Annotated in this window: 29 protein-coding genes and 3 tRNA genes; 21 read left to right on the top strand and 11 right to left on the bottom strand. The window is 37.1% G+C overall.

The genetic code is table 11. The features are described from left to right. Positions 1-25: 25 nt before the first annotated feature. From H6799_03300 to H6799_03275, 6 genes are all read left to right on the top strand, one after another. Positions 26-499, top strand: a complete 474-nt coding sequence (locus H6799_03300; protein ID USN97369.1) for an LD-carboxypeptidase — start codon at positions 26-28, stop codon at positions 497-499. After that, positions 472-723: a hypothetical protein gene (locus H6799_03295; GenBank protein USN97368.1), complete on the top strand. Its 252-nt coding sequence runs from the start codon at positions 472-474 to the stop codon at positions 721-723. The genes H6799_03300 and H6799_03295 overlap by 28 nt, the downstream gene beginning before the upstream one ends. Before the next feature lie 165 nt (positions 724-888). Beyond that, positions 889-1194, top strand: coding sequence for an ATP phosphoribosyltransferase regulatory subunit (locus H6799_03290; GenBank protein USN97367.1), 306 nt, complete (start codon positions 889-891; stop codon positions 1192-1194). Continuing rightward, complete coding sequence (locus H6799_03285; GenBank protein ID USN97366.1) at positions 1155-1439, top strand: ATP phosphoribosyltransferase regulatory subunit; 285 nt, start codon at positions 1155-1157, stop codon at positions 1437-1439. The genes H6799_03290 and H6799_03285 overlap by 40 nt, the downstream gene beginning before the upstream one ends. Positions 1440-1453: 14 nt before the next feature. Continuing rightward, positions 1454-2056 (top strand): ATP phosphoribosyltransferase regulatory subunit, encoded by a 603-nt coding sequence (locus H6799_03280; GenBank protein ID USN97365.1) that lies wholly within the window; start codon positions 1454-1456, stop codon positions 2054-2056. Between the two features lie 180 nt (positions 2057-2236). Further along, positions 2237-2554: an RNA-binding protein gene (locus H6799_03275; protein ID USN97364.1), complete on the top strand. Its 318-nt coding sequence runs from the start codon at positions 2237-2239 to the stop codon at positions 2552-2554. A gap of 51 nt (positions 2555-2605) precedes the next feature. Here the strand turns inward: H6799_03275 and H6799_03270 are convergent, their stop codons facing one another. From H6799_03270 to H6799_03260, 3 genes are all read right to left on the bottom strand, one after another. Then, on the bottom strand, positions 2606-2998 hold the full coding sequence (locus tag H6799_03270) for a hypothetical protein (protein USN97363.1): 393 nt from the start codon (positions 2996-2998) through the stop codon (positions 2606-2608). 60 nt (positions 2999-3058) lie between these two features. After that, a tRNA-Tyr gene (locus H6799_03265) sits at positions 3059-3145 on the bottom strand. 9 nt (positions 3146-3154) lie between these two features. Then, positions 3155-3231: transfer RNA gene (locus tag H6799_03260), tRNA-Thr, on the bottom strand. Positions 3232-3339: 108 nt separating this feature from the next. Between H6799_03260 and rsmD the strand changes: the two genes are divergently transcribed. Continuing rightward, on the top strand, positions 3340-3909 hold the full coding sequence (gene rsmD / locus H6799_03255) for a 16S rRNA (guanine(966)-N(2))-methyltransferase RsmD (protein USN97362.1): 570 nt from the start codon (positions 3340-3342) through the stop codon (positions 3907-3909). On the opposite strand, the gene H6799_03250 is transcribed toward rsmD, so the two are convergent. Beyond that, positions 3910-4479 carry a hypothetical protein gene (locus H6799_03250; protein USN97361.1) on the bottom strand — a complete coding sequence of 190 codons (570 nt, stop codon included), beginning with the start codon at positions 4477-4479 and terminating at the stop codon, positions 3910-3912. Positions 4480-4546: 67 nt separating this feature from the next. On the opposite strand from H6799_03250, the gene H6799_03245 reads away from it, so the two are divergent. The 3 genes from H6799_03245 to tsaE all read left to right on the top strand — a co-directional run bounded on the left by H6799_03245 (position 4547) and on the right by tsaE (position 6962). Further along, a complete protein-coding gene (locus H6799_03245; GenBank protein USN97360.1) occupies positions 4547-6025 on the top strand; it encodes an excinuclease ABC subunit UvrC in 1479 nt (492 codons plus the stop codon). Positions 6026-6113: 88 nt separating this feature from the next. Next, positions 6114-6512 carry a hypothetical protein gene (locus H6799_03240; protein USN97359.1) on the top strand — a complete coding sequence of 133 codons (399 nt, stop codon included), beginning with the start codon at positions 6114-6116 and terminating at the stop codon, positions 6510-6512. A 27-nt stretch (positions 6513-6539) separates the two neighbouring features. Next, the gene (gene tsaE / locus H6799_03235; GenBank protein ID USN97358.1) at positions 6540-6962 is read left to right on the top strand and encodes a tRNA (adenosine(37)-N6)-threonylcarbamoyltransferase complex ATPase subunit type 1 TsaE; all 423 of its coding nucleotides are present in this window, start codon (positions 6540-6542) and stop codon (positions 6960-6962) included. Here tsaE and H6799_03230 read toward each other — a convergent pair. Further along, positions 6952-7467, bottom strand: coding sequence for a hypothetical protein (locus tag H6799_03230; protein USN97357.1), 516 nt, complete (start codon positions 7465-7467; stop codon positions 6952-6954). The two genes, tsaE and H6799_03230, sit on opposite strands and share 11 nt — an antisense overlap. Positions 7468-7536: 69 nt before the next feature. After that, complete coding sequence (locus H6799_03225) at positions 7537-7905, bottom strand: hypothetical protein (protein USN97356.1); 369 nt, start codon at positions 7903-7905, stop codon at positions 7537-7539. Positions 7906-8013: 108 nt separating this feature from the next. On the opposite strand from H6799_03225, the gene H6799_03220 reads away from it, so the two are divergent. Beyond that, positions 8014-8448 carry a hypothetical protein gene (locus H6799_03220; protein ID USN97355.1) on the top strand — a complete coding sequence of 145 codons (435 nt, stop codon included), beginning with the start codon at positions 8014-8016 and terminating at the stop codon, positions 8446-8448. A 20-nt stretch (positions 8449-8468) separates the two neighbouring features. On the opposite strand, the gene H6799_03215 is transcribed toward H6799_03220, so the two are convergent. Beyond that, complete coding sequence (locus tag H6799_03215; protein USN97354.1) at positions 8469-9212, bottom strand: hypothetical protein; 744 nt, start codon at positions 9210-9212, stop codon at positions 8469-8471. Positions 9213-9283: 71 nt separating this feature from the next. On the opposite strand from H6799_03215, the gene H6799_03210 reads away from it, so the two are divergent. From H6799_03210 to H6799_03195, 4 genes are all read left to right on the top strand, one after another. Beyond that, complete coding sequence (locus H6799_03210; protein ID USN97353.1) at positions 9284-9580, top strand: hypothetical protein; 297 nt, start codon at positions 9284-9286, stop codon at positions 9578-9580. Between the two features lie 143 nt (positions 9581-9723). After that, positions 9724-10122, top strand: coding sequence for a preprotein translocase subunit SecE (gene secE / locus H6799_03205; protein ID USN97352.1), 399 nt, complete (start codon positions 9724-9726; stop codon positions 10120-10122). Between the two features lie 45 nt (positions 10123-10167). Then, positions 10168-10713, top strand: coding sequence for a transcription termination/antitermination factor NusG (nusG, locus tag H6799_03200; protein ID USN97351.1), 546 nt, complete (start codon positions 10168-10170; stop codon positions 10711-10713). Between the two features lie 108 nt (positions 10714-10821). Next, complete coding sequence (locus H6799_03195; GenBank protein ID USN97350.1) at positions 10822-11142, top strand: MscL family protein; 321 nt, start codon at positions 10822-10824, stop codon at positions 11140-11142. 28 nt (positions 11143-11170) lie between these two features. Here the strand turns inward: H6799_03195 and H6799_03190 are convergent, their stop codons facing one another. Next, positions 11171-11788, bottom strand: coding sequence for a site-2 protease family protein (locus H6799_03190; protein ID USN97349.1), 618 nt, complete (start codon positions 11786-11788; stop codon positions 11171-11173). 44 nt (positions 11789-11832) lie between these two features. Between H6799_03190 and H6799_03185 the strand changes: the two genes are divergently transcribed. From H6799_03185 to H6799_03175, 3 genes are all read left to right on the top strand, one after another. Further along, the gene (locus tag H6799_03185; GenBank protein ID USN97348.1) at positions 11833-12021 is read left to right on the top strand and encodes a hypothetical protein; all 189 of its coding nucleotides are present in this window, start codon (positions 11833-11835) and stop codon (positions 12019-12021) included. A gap of 10 nt (positions 12022-12031) precedes the next feature. Beyond that, positions 12032-12106, top strand: a tRNA-Asn gene (locus H6799_03180). A 499-nt stretch (positions 12107-12605) separates the two neighbouring features. Beyond that, positions 12606-12917, top strand: a complete 312-nt coding sequence (locus tag H6799_03175; protein USN97347.1) for a hypothetical protein — start codon at positions 12606-12608, stop codon at positions 12915-12917. Positions 12918-13164: 247 nt separating this feature from the next. Here H6799_03175 and H6799_03170 read toward each other — a convergent pair whose 3' ends face one another. Further along, complete coding sequence (locus H6799_03170) at positions 13165-14742, bottom strand: right-handed parallel beta-helix repeat-containing protein (GenBank protein USN97346.1); 1578 nt, start codon at positions 14740-14742, stop codon at positions 13165-13167. A 182-nt stretch (positions 14743-14924) separates the two neighbouring features. On the opposite strand from H6799_03170, the gene H6799_03165 reads away from it, so the two are divergent. Beyond that, positions 14925-15371, top strand: a complete 447-nt coding sequence (locus H6799_03165) for a hypothetical protein (protein ID USN97345.1) — start codon at positions 14925-14927, stop codon at positions 15369-15371. A 36-nt stretch (positions 15372-15407) separates the two neighbouring features. Here H6799_03165 and H6799_03160 read toward each other — a convergent pair whose 3' ends face one another. Further along, positions 15408-16799 (bottom strand): PD40 domain-containing protein, encoded by a 1392-nt coding sequence (locus H6799_03160; GenBank protein ID USN97344.1) that lies wholly within the window; start codon positions 16797-16799, stop codon positions 15408-15410. 174 nt (positions 16800-16973) lie between these two features. On the opposite strand from H6799_03160, the gene heR reads away from it, so the two are divergent. Then, a complete protein-coding gene (gene heR, locus H6799_03155; protein USN97343.1) occupies positions 16974-17735 on the top strand; it encodes a heliorhodopsin HeR in 762 nt (253 codons plus the stop codon). 5 nt (positions 17736-17740) lie between these two features. Here the strand turns inward: heR and H6799_03150 are convergent, their stop codons facing one another. Continuing rightward, complete coding sequence (locus tag H6799_03150; GenBank protein ID USN97342.1) at positions 17741-18007, bottom strand: YdeI/OmpD-associated family protein; 267 nt, start codon at positions 18005-18007, stop codon at positions 17741-17743. 169 nt (positions 18008-18176) lie between these two features. On the opposite strand from H6799_03150, the gene H6799_03145 reads away from it, so the two are divergent. Beyond that, a complete protein-coding gene (locus H6799_03145) occupies positions 18177-18821 on the top strand; it encodes a hypothetical protein (GenBank protein USN97341.1) in 645 nt (214 codons plus the stop codon). The last annotated feature ends 75 nt before the right edge of the window (positions 18822-18896 follow it).

Raw genomic sequence — 18896 nt, 5'->3', positions numbered from 1 at the left:
CTAACACTCAAGGAGGAGGTTTGCCATGGATAGAATAAAACTAGGAGTTTGCATATCTTCATCTTTTTCTGGGCTTAACAATAAAGAGCAAGAAGCAGCAAAAATAGAGCTGGAGAAGTATTTTGATGTAAGTCTTTATCTTCCCAATACTAAGGCTGATGCTTTTGGCTCATTAAGCTTAAATAAAAGGATTGAGTCAATAAATAGAGCCGCCAAAGAAAACGAAGTTTTATTAAGTTACTCTGGAGGCTTCAATCAAATAGAACTTTTACTGAACTTCAATAAACTAAGATTTCGCAAAGATAATATCTTTGTAGGGCAAAGTGATAATACTTTACTCGTGAATGCACTCCCAGCCTTAAGTATTTGTAAATCTTTATATGGCAAGGGCTTTTATAACATAGCTAAAAACCCTGATTTAGCCAAAGATATGGTAGAAGAGCTTTATAAGTCAGTTGTTAGCTTAAGTCTTTGCGCCTGGACAAAAACCCCATTATAATTGGTGGAAATAATTACACTTTTGATCTGCTGCAAGGAACTAAATTCTGTCCAAGCTTTAAAAACCCGTATATTCTATTTATGGAAGGAGAGGATATCTTGAAGGAATCCTCAGAAGTCTGGATTGATTTTATACGTAACATTGACTCAATTATGCTTCAAGCAGGAGCACTAAAAAACTTGAAAGGTTTAGTGATAGGCAAGTTCCGGATTCAGTCAAGATAACTAAAAAGCAATTGGATAAGTTCATAAATGGCAGACCATATATGAAGGGATTGCCCATTATTACAGACTATCCTTGTGGTCACAATAAAGGCTCTTCTAAATATTTGCCAATAGGACAAAATATATCCTTAAAATGTTAAACTTAAATGATAAGAGAAAAATTAAATGACAAAACTTTCAACTAGCCCATATAAAGGCACTAGAGATTACTATCCAGAAGATTTAGCTCTGCGCAATTATGTATTTAGTAAATGGCGCGAAGTCTGCAACTCTTTTGGATATGAAGAATATGATGCAAGCGTTCTAGAACCGCTAGAACTCTATGCTTCAAAAACATCAGAAGAGATCGTCTCTCAGCAGACATTTAGCTTCGAAGATCGTGGAGGCAGAAAAGTGACTTTAAGGCCAGAGATGACTCTACAGTATCTAGGATGGTCGCAGCAAGAAGACAAGAGCTTGGCTACCCGTTAAGATTATTCTCAATTCCAAATTGCTTTAGATACGAAAGGATGCAAAGAGGTCGCACACGCGAGTTCTGGCAACTTAATGTAGATCTGTTTGGAGTAGCAGGGATCGAAGGGGAGTTAGAGATCGCTCAAGTTATGGATAGAACTCTTAAAGTATTTGGAGCAACTCCAGATATGTATGAGATTCGTGTTAACTCGCGTAAGTCTCTTAACGCGATGATTGAAGCTGCAAACCTAAGCAAGATGTAAACTCAGTTTTAAGAGTGGTTGATGCAATCGATAAACTTTCTTCTGAAGAATTTGCGCTTAAGCTTAGCGAAGTACTTAAAGATCCAAAAAGCTTAATCGAAGCTCTGAAAAGCAATCAGCCGAATGAAGAGCTTGAGACATTAATCCAAAAGGCAGATAAACTAGGCATCAAGCTTAAGTACTCTCCAGAACTTGCCCGAGGATTTGATTACTACACAGACATAGTTTTTGAAGTTTTTGATAAGAATCCAGAGAACAATAGATCAATGTTCGGTGGAGGTAGGTACGATGGTTTGGTTAAAACTTTCGGTGCTGAAGCAGTACCAACAATTGGTTTCGGTATGGGAGATGCACCATTGTATAACTTTTTAGAAGTTAATAACTTAATTCCTAAAGTTAAGCTTAAGACAGATGTAATGCTAATTCCTATTACAGAAGACGATCTTGAGAATGTAAATGATGTCGCAAATCAGCTCCACTCAGAAGGCAAAAACGTAGCAATTGACTATGATATCACTAGAAAGTTTGATAAACGAATGAAGTCTGCACAAAAACTAAAAATCCCACAGATTGCAACAATAGAAAATGGAGAACTTAAGTTTAAAGATCTGCTATAATTAACAGTGTTCTAAGGTCAGGTTAAGCTTAACCATGCGTGATACTAGTTCGAGAGAAAGAAACCCCAGTTAGTTGATTTTTTCAAACAGAAGGTGGAATCAGAATCTAAGAAAAAAGTCAGGAACGATAAATCAATTAACTACTTTTTAAGTTTAAAAGTAAAAGGGAAATAAACTAAGATGAAAAAATTATTTGTAAGCTCATTACCATATAGCGTAGATGATGCAACTCTAGCACAAATCTTTGATGGCTACGGTACTGTTGTAAGTGCTAAGGTTATCATGGATAGAGACACTGGTCGATCTAAAGGTTTCGGTTTCGTAGAGATCGAAGAAGATGACCAGGCTGCTCGTGCAATTGCAGAGCTTCACGAAAGTGAATACGGTGGAAGAAACCTAATCGTAAACGAAGCTAAGCCAAAAGAGGATAAACCTCGTGGTCAAGGTGGATACGGTGGGGGTAACGGTGGTGGATTCGGTGGCGGAAACCGTTACTAAACTTAAACCATTAGTTTAATAAATAATCCCAGATTTACTTCTGGGATTTTTTTACTTCTTTGGTTTTGTGATATTTGCTTCGCCACCATACTCTGGTAGGACAATTCTATCATTTTCGTCAAGCTTCAGTTTCTCTAGTCCTTCTTCAATCCAATTATCTCCATTTGTTCCAACGATAGGGCATGGAACCTGATCCGCAATGGTATTAACCACGGTTATGCCAATCCTAAGTCCGGTAAAGCTTCCAGGGCCTCTGTAAACGACTATTCCTGATACATCAGAGAACATTAAGCTTAAAGAGCTCAGTGCATCTTCAATCTTCCCAGGCAGCTCTTCACTGAGTTGCTTAGTTGCAGCCCATTCTTCACTAAACTTAGTATATCCATTAGAATCCCTTAACTCTAATAGATTGTTTTCAGTACCAGTTTTTAATATAAGTATCATTTAACTAATTCTAACAAAAATCCCCGCTATTTTTTGCGGGGCACTACTCTTTTTCTCTTATGGTGCTGGGGGTAGGATTCGAACCTACGAAGGCACTAGGCCGGCAGATTTACAGTCTGCAGTGTTTGACCGCTTCACTACCCCAGCTCCTAAATTTGGAGCCGCCTGTCGGATTCGAACCGACGACCTACGGTTTACAAAACCGTTGCTCTAACCAGCTGAGCTAAGGCGGCAGGATTTATAGGTGCATACCATCTTCTCAAGAATTAACTGAGGTAGTACGTAATATGATATTTTAACACAAAACCTCTCATCTCTTAAAGTGTTAGAATCTAATAAAGATGAAGTTACGAATAATTGCAGGAGAGCTCAAACATCGAGTGATAGAAGTACCTAAGAAGTTTAGTGCTCATCCAATGGGTGAGAGAATACGTGCTGCTCTTTTTAACTCTCTTGCTGGCAGAATAGAGAGAGCAAAAGTTTTAGATGCCTTTGGAGGGTCAGGCGCCTGTGGTCTTGAGGCCCTTAGCCGAGGGGCAGGCTCAGTTTTAATATTAGAAAAAGAACGCTCAGTCTTTAGATACTTGAATAAAAACTTAAAATCTTTAAGTTTAGACAAAGATAATCGAATTCATATATCTAAAGCTCCTGCCCTAACTTACTTAAGGTCAAATCAAAACTTAACTTTTGATATCATCATTTGCGACCCTCCATATGAACTTGCAGAAAATATGAAGTCAGATGCAGATAACCAACTTTTCCAGACTCTACAGTATTTATCCAAAAGACTCGATAAAAATGGAGTTTTGGTTTTAAGCTGGCCAGATAAAATAAATCTACCAAAAATAAATAATCTTGAGCTGCAAAAAGAAAAAACCTACGCAGGGGCTAAACTTGGCTGGTACAGCTAATTAATCAAGAAAAAAGTCAAGAACTCCCACCCTTGAGTCTGCAAGCCGCTTTGCTAGATGCCACGTAGCTCCTAAGTAGTCATGTGGTTTCAGTAAAGGTTTCCCAAAATCTTTCTGTGTAATTACAACTGGACCATTTCTATAATAAAACGACTGAGGATCACGGTAAATCGCTGCCCTGCCCATGGTCAGTAACTGTTCATCTGTATGTTTACCCTTGGTAAAAATTACACTTATTCCACTTAGATCTCCCCCACCGTCTTGGTGAGGATTGTATTTCGTAGGACTAACCCCCAGTACCCTAAAGGTCTGCTGCCTTACTCTGCTCCATTGATGGATTTTCGGATAAGCAATTTTTAAAATGTCTTTTGCAACGTCTACTAAATCAGGAAAAATACCTAAATTTGCGAATTCAGTGAAGATTGATGTTACACTTGTATTCGGCCAGCTTAATGGACATAGAAACTCCGCCAGTTCCGCCTCATCTGGTAAAGTAGACATTGGTAACTGGTAAGCACCAGTTTCGGCAAGTTCTTGAACCATTTCTCTTGTAACTTTGAATTCTGACATATTATCCATATTATACAACTAAGCACAAGCTACAGTCAATGGCGATTGTGGTATAATTAAGTTTAAGATGGATCCTACAATTAATAAGCCTGATTTAACACATTTGCCAAATAAGCCCGGAGTGTATCTTCATAAAAACCCTAAAGGCGAGATTATCTACGTTGGCAAAGCTGTAAACTTAAAATCTAGGGTCAATCAGTATTGGCAAAAAAGCTCACACATTACTTCCCCTAAAACCGCAGTTCTAGCATCAGAGTCTGTAAAGGTAGACTATTTAGAAACTCCAAGTGAGATAGACGCATTATTTTTAGAATCAGAACTAATAAAACGATATCAACCTAAGTTTAATATCGAACTTAAGGATGATAAGTCTGCCACTTACGTAAGAATACCTTATAATGATCCAATCCCAGCGGTCTCTTTTACTAGAGCCCCTAAGGGCGATGGTGCAACTTACGTTGGTCCATTTTATTCAGCCGGACCAGTTTATTCTGCCATGAAGATTTTACGTAGAGCTCTGCCATACTCAACACATGTAAAGCTGCCTAAAAAAGCGTGCTTACATTATCAGATGGGTTTGTGCCCTGGGCCCGAGACTGAAAGTTTTGATCTAAAAAAATATCGAAAAGATCTCAGAAAACTAGAACAAGTCTTAAAAGGAGATCGTGAAAGCATAATTAAACATTTAGAAAAAAAGATGCTCCAAGCCGCCAAAGAAGAAAAATTTGAGATTGCAACTAGACTCCGCAATCAACTTAGATCTTTGCAAAGAGTCGGAAGAATTAAGCTCAAAGATACAGATGTGTTTGGCTCTGACCAAGCTCTAGCTGAGCTCCAGAAATTATTAGGCTTAGATAAGCTGCCTAAGCATATCGAGGGTTTTGACATTAGCCATATGTCTGGCTCTAATGTAGTAGCGAGTCAGGTAGTTTTTAAAAATGGAGTTTCATCAAAAACAGATTATCGAAATTATAAAATTACTAATCAGCAAAATAACGACTTTGAAAGTATGGCCGATGTCATATCACGTAGATTTAAAGATAAGAATGTAGAGGTATGGGGAACTCCCGATCTAATCTTAATTGATGGAGGTAAAGGACAACTTGGCTCAGCCATTTTAGCTAGTCCAGACAAAACTGTGCCAATGTTCGGTCTCGCAAAACAGTTCGAACAAGTAATTATTAAAAAAGAGGACACTAACTTTAAGCTTAATCATAAGTTTGCTTCCAAAACTAACAGAATAGTTAGCGATGAGGGCGAATATTATGTAATTAGTTTTAGTTCTAGAGATCCAATAAGATTACTTTTAGAAAGGATTAGGAACGAAGCCCATAGGTTCGCAGTCAGATATCACTCTAAATTAAAAGGTAAAACCATGACGAAAACAGAACTCACTAAAATACCAGGTGTCGGCTCAGAAACCGCCAGAAAACTATTAACATCTTTTGGCTCAGTTGCTGGAGTGAAATCAGCTCCCCATGCTCAATTAGCATCAGTAGTTGGCAATATTAAGGCCAAAAATATTGAAAGGTATTTTTCCAGCTAACCTTATCTCTGTTATAATTTAAGTTGCAACCAAGCACACAATTGAATATTTTTGAAACAATTAAGAATAATATTGAGGTAATACTATTATGAACGATGATTTAGTTATGTGGAACGATAAGTTCTATAACAAAGACTACACTCAAAAAGTACCAGGCTTAACTCTAAAAAAAGCGAAAGAAATTGGAGACGAAATTGGTGTAGATTGGGATCTTGTTGATCTCGGTGAATGGATCCAAGGTCTTAAAGAAGAACTTGAGCACGTTGGAGTCTTAGGTGGTGATAAAACAGCTGTAATACCTGCTGGAGATCTTGTTTCATCTGGAAGAATTGCTTATGAGCACATTTTGGAAGTCCCATCTTATTACTCTCGTTTAGAGAAGATGGAGCACGAAGGAGAAGATGATCACCCAGATGAAGAGGCTGTTAAAGAGTGGGTTAAGAAGAATCGCCAAAAGTACCAAAACAAATGGGACGAAGCCGCGTAAAATTATCTTTATTATCGATTTGCAATAATGCAAAAAGCTGAGATTACCAATAGCGTAGAAGAGACATTTGGTCTTGGCAAACGCTTTGGGCAATCTCTTAAAGGCGGCGAAGTAATTGAATTTGTTGGAGATCTAGGGGCGGGTAAAACATCTTTTATGCGAGGTTTAGCAGAAGGTGTTGAGTCTCAAGATTCGGTCTCTAGCCCAACATTTACTTTGTCTAATGTTTACGCTGGTAGAGACGGTATACAAATTTACCATTTTGATTTATATAGATTAAGCGAGCCAGGATTGGTGGCTGAACAATTGCAAGAAGTAATTGATGATCCTAAAGCAATAGTTTGTGTAGAATGGGCCGAAAGTGTTCGCGGAATTCTACCAGAAAATACAATTACAATTCATATCCTACCAATAGATGAAAATGCTAGAGAGTTTTTGTTTAATCAATAATTTCTGTTCTATCACCCGTTCCTTCAAGTGCCCCGATAGCCTCTACTGTTTGGCGAGCTAACCTTTCGTCAAGAAAACTATTATTACTAGTGTGGACCTCAGTTAACGAAGAACCGATCTCTTCGCTCAGTAATTCTGCGGGGCTAGGAGCCCGTGGAACGTCATCTGCCAATACTTCGCTACCTGGTTCATCTGGATTTATGTGACTAATCCTCATTGTACCTCTCAAGAAGTCCCTTTCTTTTCGTATTGCTGCTCTATGAACTATCAGAGTTAAAGACGAAGCGGCTAGTTCAACAACAGTATATTTACCTTCTCCTGGCTTAACATGCCTAACAATAGTTAAATCAGAAAGTGAAGCATCAACAAGGATAGGTGTTTCACTAGCATTCTTATACAAATCTGGGATTCTCCAAAAGTCCCCCTTCCTGCCAGTTTCTAATACAAACTCTTCAGGACTCCATCTACCTTTTTTATAAGGTATAAATTCAATTTTTGCTGCCATATATTATTAAGCTTAGGGATACTTTATAACTTATTCAAGCATGAGCTATAAATTAGTAGATTGGTTACACTAGAACCTCGCAGGTTCAATAGGTTGATGTGCATTGCCTACAATAACTGCTTTAATATCTGAATCAACTCTATTCATCGCAACAGTTAGTTGACCAGGTTTACCAACTTCAAAACAAGACCTTAGATGGTACGATTGCGTAGGGGTTCTGGCTGAAACTATATCTCGTGTTTTTTCACCATATTCATCGGTATAATCTATTACTGCAAATTTACTCTCAGTATCAAGTGTCAGTATAAGGATTTTACCAGCTACTCTATGTCTGGTTTCACTCATCAAGCCTACTTCTCTACACTCTCCTGGTGCCATAGGTCGTAATGGAGCTATGTTTCCAAAAGGAGAAGGTTCAAAAGATAATACGAGTGCCATATGAGATACAGAATACTATCTCAATATAAACTAATTCAAGCATAACCAATTTACTAAGTAATTAAATAAGTGTTAATATCATCTAAAAGTTAAGTTAGGATATAGAATATGCCAGAAAAAATAAAAAATCCAGCTAATTGCGCAAGCGCAGTATTTATTTACGATGATAAAGATAGAAGCTTTAGGTTATCTGAATGCGCTAATTGGGGAGATGTTTCTAAATTAGATCATCGGGCATTAGGTATAGCTAGGAGTGATACCTCAGTTTTTCCTGTTGATGACGCAAGTGGACGAGATAAAATGATTATGCAAATCGGCGCCAAAAGCTCCAGGATGTGTGCAGTGTGTGACAGGTACATGTCTAAGCAAGTTAACACTGATACCTTCGGATCTGCGGGCAAAGGGGTTGTACGGGTAACGGATGGAACTGAGTTTCAAGTTCGTATTGATGAGTCGTTAGGGAATGGTGATATTCTAGACCCTTCCATGCCTGGTGTACCAAATGATCCAACAGCAGAATTACTTTACCTAAGTGGCAGCTAACATAACACAGGCAGTGGTCACTAATCTTCTTTATCATCTACACTTCTAAAGTCGCTCTCAATTAAGCTTTCCATCGGGTTCCAAATTCCTTTAGCTTTTTTATGGACTAAAAAATTTACCTTAAGAAGTGTAATCAAAAGTAGGGTCAAAGTCGCACAAAGCATTGCTGCAACAATATGCAGTATTGGATTGCCGCCAACGTCAACAATAATAGGAAGAGCTAGTGTTACAGAAAATAAAGTCAAGAGCACATACCACTCGTTACTATAAATTTTTCTACCCATGGTCATATCAAATGTAGTTCTATTTGTCTGATTATCGACTACTGCGTCTAATACCCCGTCTACTGCATCACAATCTTTATGTTTAACATCAAAATGCACTAGTTCTCCGACCAATTTGTCGTACTCTTTTTCTCCACAGCCAGCTTTCTTTTCTTTAACGCATGCTTTTATGTAATCAGCAATTAATTTTTGTATTTTGTCGTGGACTTTTCTATCTGATATCTTTCTAGTCTTAACCATTATTTTAAAAAGTGCAACAGATTGAGTTCTAATAACTTTTCCTAGTTCCTCTATTCTTGCTTTTTGATTGTTTAAAGAAGGGGTAAAGTAAAAACCAAACAAAAATGAATTTATAGAAAATAATGTAAGAGCAGAACTACTTAAGGTCGGCTTAGGTAAGATCATTAATAACCCAGCAAAAAAGATAAATAAGATTACAAAGTAATAACTGAGCCTAACCTTGAGAAACGCCTTTAACATAAGCTTAATTCTAACACAAGATTCTTATTGATAATTGACTTCTGAATATAAGTAGTATAAGATAAAGTTATATGTCAACGGAAGTAAACGCTCCATCAAACCCAAGTCAATGCAGAAGCGCTAAGTTTATGCATATCAGCACACCGATTTTTCGGTTAGAAGTAACAAGATTTGCAGGCTGTTCCCGTGTAGCTGTTCTTGACTTTCCCGAGAATAGATATACTCCTAAGAACGACGAACCACTCAGAGAAAGGGAAAGTGCCTTAGGTAAAAAAATATCAGAAATTTGTGTTGATTGCCCATTAGGCCAAGTTATTGACATGCCAGAACCACCTGAAAAGATCACTTGGAAGGGTATTGGTAAGTAGGACAGAGATAGCATTTGAAATTATTAAAGCACTAGTATATAATTTGACAGCACAAGCCAAAAATACATTCTACAAAAATAACCTTAAACTTAAGGTTATTTTTGATTTAGAAGAGGTTTAACAGACAAAAAGTTAGAATTTTTATGAATCTAAAACCAAAAAAACCAGCTTTTTTAAGCTCAGATAAAAAGAGTGAAAAAAGCTCAATAGAAGAAAACTTACGTCCTGAGAGTAAAGTAGTTAAAGCTGTCAACAAAGCCTCTAAAAAAGCATCTCAAGTTGGGGCAGTAGAAGTTTATACTCCTACTCCGAAAAAAGGATTGTTAGGTAAGAGGATAAATCCATTTGCTCCTATCAAATGGTTTTTTAGATATGTCAGAGATTCGTACATAGAACTCAAAAGAGTAACTTGGCCAGACAGAAAAACAGCCTGGAAGTTAACAGGCACAGTTTTTTTGTTTAGCGTAATTATGGCCCTGTTTTTATTTGGGCTAGATAGCCTCTTTAGCGAAGCATTTAAGAAACTATTCTTAAATGATTAGTAAGAAATAAGTATAAAGATAATTAAAGTATATAAAAGACAAATTATGAGCATTCTACAACCTACAAAAAACTGGTACATCATTAACGTCCATGTCGGACACGAAGAAAAAGTTGCCGAAGCCTTAAAACAAAGAGCCGATAGCTTAGACTTAGCTGATAAAATCTTCCAAACTTTAGTTCCAAAAGAAAAACAAGTAGAAGTAAAAAATGGTAAAAAAAGAGTAGTTAACAAACGAATCTTCCCTGGTTACGTCTTTGTACAGATGGTTATGACAGAAGAAACTTGGTTTGCCGTGCGCAACACTCCAGGAGTGACAGGATTTGCCTCGGCTGTAAGTGGTCAAGATCCTCAACCAGTTTCTGATGAAGAGGTCGCAAGAATTACTAAACGTATGGATGCTGATGTTGCCGAGCATAAGGTTGAATTCAAAGTTGGAGATGTAATTAGTATTAACGATGGTCCATTTAAAGGCTTTGACGGTGCTATATCAGAAATTGACAGTCAAAAAGGCAAACTAAAAGTCATGGTCAATATGTTCGGTCGTGAAACTCCTGTAGAGATTGACGCTCTACAAGTAACTGCCCACTAATAATTAATTTTCCAGTAAAACTTTGTCTCTAGTTACGTATATTTCTTGACTGTCATTAAGCTTAAGTTTATTATTAAGACATATAAGTAAGCTTAAGGAGAAATAACTATGGCAGATCTAAGAAAACCAATTGGGCAAAAAGAAGTTTTAGTAATAGCAATAGGGTTAGTGGTTGGTTTTGCATTAAAAGATTTTATCGAAAACTTTATAATGGCTTTTATCACACCGGTACTCGATAAATTAATGGGCGGAGTAGGGGCATTAGAAAGCAAAGTTACAGAAATAGGCGGTATTCAATTTATGCCGGGACAATTTGTAACTGGGACGATCAACTTCTTTGTTATTTTGCTGGTATTGTTTATTATGGTAAGAACTTTTAATACATCAGTTTACCAATCAAACAAAAGTAAAGATACTAAAAAGAAGTAACAAACCTTAAAAGTCCTTTGTCCTAGTTCTATAAGAATAAGTCTAGTATCCATCTATTTATTGAAAGAAGGTACGAGCTAATCAGAGGGTAAAAAACAAACATAAATAACAAGATTGCACTAAAGCCAAACTGTTCGATCTTTAGCATGATATCCCTTAAAAAATCGGGAGCTATTGCATATAAAACTCTTGATCCATCAAGTGGAGGAAAAGGGATCATATTGAATACCGCCAAACCTATGTTAATACTTACTAAAAATACTAAAATAGTTTGCTGCGTTCCTGCAACTGGCTGAGTAGTATTTAAGATAAAACTACTTACAAAAGCTAATATCAAGTTAGAAAGTGGTCCCGCAAGTCCAACAAGAGCCATACCCCATTCTGCACCTTTTAAACTATGAGTGTTAATAGGTACAGGCTTAGCGGCGGCAAAAGGTGGAGCCCCTGCAATCATCAGAATCAAAGGAAGGGCTACTGTTGTTAATGGATCTATATGATGTATAGGATTTAGACTAAATCTTCCCATGCTATGAGATGTCCTATCACCCAAAAAGTAAGCAACAATACTGTGCACGCTCTCATGAATGCTAATAGAAAAAGCAAGGACACCTACGGCAATAATAATTTCTGTAAAAGTCAGGTTCATATGATATTCTTAATTTTAACAGATAATCATTAATTAATATTATTATGGCAATACGGCCCGAGTGTGACACGTGCGGAGAAGAGTTAACTAAGTTTGGAGCAATTTTATTTAGTCCTCCAGATGAAGAAAGTAGAACTCTTAAACTCCATATATGTGTCGAGTGCTATAAAGAGATATTAAAGAAGTTTAAATACAAACCATCTTCCCCAGGTGACAAAAAAGTGTTAAAATAAGATTAGGTAATCCGGGGTAGCTCAGTGGTAGAGCAGTTGGCTGTTAACCAATTGGTCGCGAGTTCGAGCCTCGCCCCCGGAGCCAATACAAGATATGTGACAAGAAGTCCAGTAAGCATTCACGCTACTGGATTTTGCTATACTAATGGCATGTTCTATTGAAGAACAAGGCGAGTAAACTTAAGTATTATAAATCATTATAAATTTATGAGCATTAGTCCGATTAATAAGATGCTACTTATCATAGGCCCCTTAATAGTTTTCTTTGGATTACCTCTGTTTATGGTAGGGTTTTGTATCGAAAATTGCCAGACGAGTTTAAGCACTAGTGTAGCAAACTGGGCTGGGTTGGCAATGCTTGGGATAGGCACCACGGTATCGGTATATGGAATACTGTTAGCTATATACCAAACCAGGCTACCAAAGAAAATTTTCTGGGGAGTACTGATCCCTGGGTTTACCTTGTTGCTTGTACTGTTTCTTGTTCGCCGTCAATAGTTGCGTCAGCTTCAAATCCATAAGTCCGTGACCTGCACGCTGAGTCAATCATTGCAAAATAATTTATAATATTTTACAATATCGATATGAGTAAAGATTCTCATTATAATCATATTGAAAAACCACCTACTGGCGGATCATCTCATTATTCATTCGATAGTGAAGGTAGATTGGTGGAAATCTACACACCAGCTGATCCAAGAATGAATATGGAATCCAAAGTAGTTCCAAACCCCTCACCAGAACTTATCGCAGAAACTCATGAAAAAATCACAAAGGCAAGAGAGCTCGCCCAAAGGTTAGTGTTTGATCCACAAGACGTAGATATCGCGATAACTCAAGCAGCAGACAGGGTATGGCTAGAAGACAACGGCATCGATCCAGATTCAATGGTATAGTTGCGAAGTACGTCGACTAGCGAGACCCAAGAGCATATATTTTAAAAGTTATCTAGTAAGCATCAATGTTACTGGATTTGCTTTTTTCTTTAACGTAGTGTTGGCAAGTAGTAATCTTAGGACTCTGTTATTTTGCTCCAGTTAGCTAAGGTTCTCCTATATACTTCTCCGGGCATTTGGCATCTTTCTCCTTAGTGTATCTATGATAAACATACCTTCGGATAGATCTATAACTTTTAATCTCCTCCTATTTCTCACTAAGTGAACCGCCCCTCTTCTTAATAAGATACTTGAGCGAAAGAAAAGATAAACCTAAGAGTGTGGTGAGAATAATTATAGTAGAAAAGATTACTCCAGTTCGAGCCACCAAAGGAAGTGTTTTTACCTCTAAGATTGGGTCTATTGGGTTTGGTATGGGCGGATCGGGGTCGGGTTGAATTACCTCACCTTCACCTAACTCAAAGGCTCCAATGTCAATTGCACTTCCAACAACCCTGGGAAGGCCCCTGGCATCATACTGGACGTTATCTATTGGCCTACCTGCGTCTAAAGCTCTAGAGCTTGAAGTAATAGGTAGAGTATCAACTAGGCCACCATAATTACCAAAGAGACCAAAAGTTTCACTCATTTTAGTGACTGTTAATGGTCCGGAACTATCTAAATCAGGGTATATCACGTCATTGTTATTTGCAGAAAGGACCGATAGGCAGTTTGATTCAGTTAGATTGTTACCTCCAGAAGTTACGTTCACCTCACCTTGAGAATCTCCTTGAAGCACATTACCTATAACACAATTATTAAATGTTGGTTGATTGGCTTCATTATATTCTAGTTTGTTACCGGCAATAATATTATTAATAAGGTCAACTTCTAATTGGTCGCCACCATTCGGAGAGGTATTCGAGTTTGCCCCAAAGCCTAACCCATAGCCAAAATTACTGTAGATTGTATTGTTAATCATCGAAAGGCTTTGATTCGAACTGCCGTATTCGTTATTTTCTGAATATGCAGTAAGTCCAACTATATTTTTATAAAGAGTTGTATTAGTTATTTGTATGTTCGATTCGGCATTACTCAATAAGCCTGTGCCCCATATAAAGATACCAATTGGTTTATCAGTTACAGATACGTTACTAATTTCAATATTATAAGCTCCATAGACAAATATCCCAGAATCTAAACTAGGCTCTAGATCACCATTCGGAGAGGATACCTTTATATTATTGATGCGTGTAGAAAAGTTTGTGTAGCCTGGCAATGCGGCGAGACCAAGACTGTTTCCTCCGCAATCTTCAAAGGCTAGATTTTCAAAGTTTATCGCTGTAGCATATTTTTTTAGAATAAAAAGACAACCATCAAAGACTTGGTTTGGCTCAATTTGAATATTTTTAACACTAAAATCTTTATAATTTAGTGCTTGGCCTTGGTTTTCGTCATCCTGAACAACTATTGAAGTCGATAGACCTGAACCGTTAATTATTGAATTTTGAGCTCCCTGACCCAGTATACTTACAGGAGCTTTTATTATCGGAAGGGACTGGTTTAAGGTTATAGTTCCAGAAGGTAGTACAAATACAATGACTTGATTCAATCCTCTATGGGGGCAGTCTGCATTCGGAGCAGAAGTATAAGAGCTTGTATTCACATTCTGAATTGCTTCAGTTAGTGAGCAGTTGCCGTTTACCTGAACAACATCATCACCGCTGGCGATATTGTAAGTAATTACTGGAGCGTTAGCAAACGAGTTGAGGGCATGAAAGGTGACGTAGGCTATAAGTACTACCAAAAAAATGAGTATTTTTTTAAAAGCGTTAGTACTACTCATATATTTTCTTAGGTTACCTTAATACAACTTTATCATATAGAGCTGATGATTTTTGCAAATATTATAAAGATAAAATAGTATTATATGATCTTAAGACCTGTCCTTATATGCGGAGCCAAGCTTAAACTGTGATCCATTTATTGCAGGTGTTTCAATACGTATAGAAATGTTACAATATCTTTATGAAAAATATATCCAAAAAAACAAAACTTTTTATCTTCGTACTCTTAACACTATCCGTGCTTACCGCACTTGCTATTTGGTTTACATCTTCATCAGCATCTGAATCTGACCTTAAGGTAGCATTGTATGAGATCACACCACAGAACACTGTAATCGATACATCATACCACCCAGGTAACTGTTTTGACGTGTGTTCATATATAAATGCGGAGGTGTCACCAATATCTAGACCTGAAGATCTTGCTAAAAAACTTAAGGAGTTGGGCTACGGTTATGTATCAATCAATTCCTGTTCACAAGCCCCAGCCTTTGGGATAGGGTGTAGTGTATCCGCAAACAGAAACAGTAAACATAAAGGTTATCAAGTAAAGGTTGAGTATGACTACTACTCAAAGCTTGGTCAGAATAAAGAGGCGGACCTGAGTATATTCGCTAACACCAGATAAGAAATAAGTTGTCATGAATGATCTAGTGGAGTTTCGCTACCGCTCACTAGTATTGTGTATTCGTCTAGATATCCTTCTGGCAATTGTGTGACCGCTCAGAGTAAGTAAACTAAGAGAAACTATAAGAGCAAGTCCTACCCAACTTAGTATTCCGGTCTTTGGCGGCTTTGGCGGGTCAGTAAAGACAGGCTCTGGACTTGAGCTACCAAGCTCCAGAGATGATATGCTTGCATAGTATTCTCCGATATCGCCTCCACTACTTAAATCTGCAACTTGACCAGAGTTAATATCGTATAACGCAATATAAGCATCGTTGGGGTTACTAGCATTAGAGTCGGTTATTACAGATAAAAGTAATCTTTTATCATTATCAACAAACTGTCCTGTAGGATAGTTCCTTGTTCCAGGTAATGATATGTTATTTAATGCTGTACCATCTAAACTTAGCACTTTTTGATCAGTATATGGACCGCCAAACTGAGCAGTGGAAGTAAAAATTTTATCTTCTGACTGAGCCCAAGGTAAAGATCCATATATCCATAGAGCATAATTGCCAGGTATTGTACTAACATTCAAAGTATCTGTGTCCAGTATAGCTAATGGGTATTGAAAGTCATTTACTGTTGGACTACTAACGCCATCGCCTATATATTTTTCTTGACTGTATAGAATTTTACTGCCACTAGGAGAAGCACTAAAACTAATAATATCTCCATCTGTGCCACTAACTAACTGTTGAGGGATTCCTGACCCATCTGGGTTTATAGATATGCTTTCCCAACTAGAGTACCTTCCTCCTCCTCCATAAGCTCTACTTGAACTTACGAGTGTAACTACTAATTTGTTATGCTTATTATCATACTCAACTCTGGCTCTTAAATACTCGCTAGTTGAACTAGGCTCATAGTACGCTATTTGCGTTGGGTTAGAACCATCCGTGCCTGTAGAAAAAACCTTAACTGCTCCTTCTGATAGCGTAGGGCTAGATTGATTGAGATAATTTGCATTTACGCTACTAAAAAATATTTTTGAGGAGTCCTTATTCCAGGTAAAATGAGATATTATTGGTTCATCAGAACTTAATACTCCTTCTCCACTTGCTACAACTTTATTCGAACCTTCACGATCCATAACCATAAGCCTAGTCCCTAGGTCACTAAAATCAAGATATGCTATTTTGCTACCGTCTGGAGACCAAAGCGGGAAGCTCGCTGCGCTTGGACCATCAATTCCGGTTAAATCTTTTTTATCACTGCCGTCTTTATTCATCGTAAAAACGGCCGCCTTATTCTGACTTTCTTTGTTAACACCAACGTATAAAATTTTTTGCTCGGTTACAGCGTTAGTTTTTTTAGGTATAAGTACTAAATTGAGGATTAATAATATAATTGAAAATAGCGCAATTTTTACTCTGTATTCTTTTTTCATAATCATGAAGTTGATATCAAATTAATATATTCATGTATTAATTTACTCTACAATAAGTCTATTCTACAAATATTGTTTTTAAATAAAGGTTTATTCAACATTGTGTTATCATCATAGCTATAGCTTATCGATATATTAAAGTAGGGTATTAAAACTTTAACTAAAAAAAGAAGTATGAAAAAAGTCACCACCCAAAGATTAGTCAGATTTAATGCAATTATGTCATTACTGCATGCTGTGCAGGCTGGTTTGATCTTAGTATTAAGTAAAAGTTTTTCTCTACCGATTAGTGGAAGTTTCTTAAAGTTTAACGAAAGTACCCAAAATCTAGATCCTGCAAGCAAAGTATTATTTAACTTATCTCTCCCTGCTCTAATTTTTTCATTTTTTGTTTTATCATCACTAGCGCATCTTTTTATAGCTACTGTTTATAAGGATAAATACCAACATGATTTAAACAAAGGGATAAATAAGGTTAGATGGATAGAATACTCTTTTTCTGCGAGTATTATGATCGTCGCAATAAGTTTACTTGTAGGAATCTACGACCTCGGTAGCCTAATTATGCTCTTTGGCTTAACTGCTGTTATGAACTTATGTGGATTAGTTATGGAAGTCCATAACCAGACTACACAAAAAACAAATTGGCTTAGTTATTATGTCGGCTGTATAGCCGGAGCAATTCCTTGGGTGGTAATCGCCCTCTACTTGGCTCTTGGCGCATCAGATGGAAGCAAAGCCCCAGCTTTTGTTTATTGGATCTTCGTTTCGATCTTCCTCTTCTTTAACTGTTTTGCGGTCAATATGGTTCTTCAGTATAAAAAAATAGGGCCATGGAAAAACTATTTATATGGTGAGCGAGCTTATATTATCTTAAGCTTAGTGGCAAAATCATTACTAGCTTGGCAGGTTTTTGCTGGAACCCTAAGACCTTAATTTTACTATTTACTACGATGAGGACATCCAGCCCAGCAGCACGGTCTACGTTGACCTTTATTTAGCTGAGAGCGAGTTCTCTCGAGTCTTCTAATACGAGTCTCTACCTGTTTACCAGATGTAACTAAGCATATCCACTCATTACGAGCTAGAGGAGTTATATCTTCCCATACCTCCAATGCTTTAGGATTATTAATCAGCGTTTCTTTAAGGTCTGGTGGGACCTTATGTACAGTACCGCTTGAAACTAACTTTAATTTTTTTGATAACATATTTTAAATATAACATTAAGACGAACATAAGCACAATACAATAAACAACATTCATTGTAAATAGTGATAATAGAGACATATACTCCAAAATTATAGGAAGTAATGAAGTTAGTTGACTACATTGGGAGGGTATTCCTGGAGATAACTAAATAATAGGAGAGTATATATTATGTCTAATATAAAAACAGACGTGCAATACCAACAGAACCAACTTATGGTCATAGTTCTAGCTATGTTCGGAGCTATTGTAGCGGCAATAGTTGCCTCAACATTACTAGTGATGACACTAATGAAGGGTGAGATCGCTGGTGCCATCGCAGATGTAAATACAAACGCACCAGTAAATCAAAGCTCATCACTAAATACGGGGGTTTGCCCGGGTGCGCCAGTAGTACTCAGTTCAACTCAGAGTAGTAGACCTACATCTTATTCATCTGCTCACAGTCACGCTCCTCATAGCTGGGCTTCAGTCGCTAACTCATTTAATATTACAAACAATAGTTCATCTACAGTAAGCAATAACGTTTCTGAGACTAATGTAACTAATAACAATACAAATACTAAAACTAAAGTTAAAAATGTTGTTAGCACTAAGAATGTTACTAATATAGTCGATAGCTTTAATCTTGGATCTTACAACCAGACTAATAGTAATAACAATAATAACAATACAGTTAACTCTGGTAATACTATTAATTTAAACCCAGATAACTCACTAAATATTAACTCAAATAATACGGCAGTTAATAACATAAATTCGCATAACGACTCTCATGACAAAATAGTAGAGGAGAGTGTAGTGGTAGATCTTTAGCTATAAAGAAAAGTATATTCAAAGATATATTAGTAGCTCCGTAATTAATGGGCTACTTTTACCTAGCAAATATCA

This window comes from Candidatus Nomurabacteria bacterium (genome assembly GCA_023898665.1).
Classification (GTDB): Bacteria; Patescibacteriota; Saccharimonadia; order Saccharimonadales; family HK-STAS-PATE-42; genus HK-STAS-PATE-42.
This window is presented reverse-complemented; position numbering and strand designations above follow the sequence as displayed.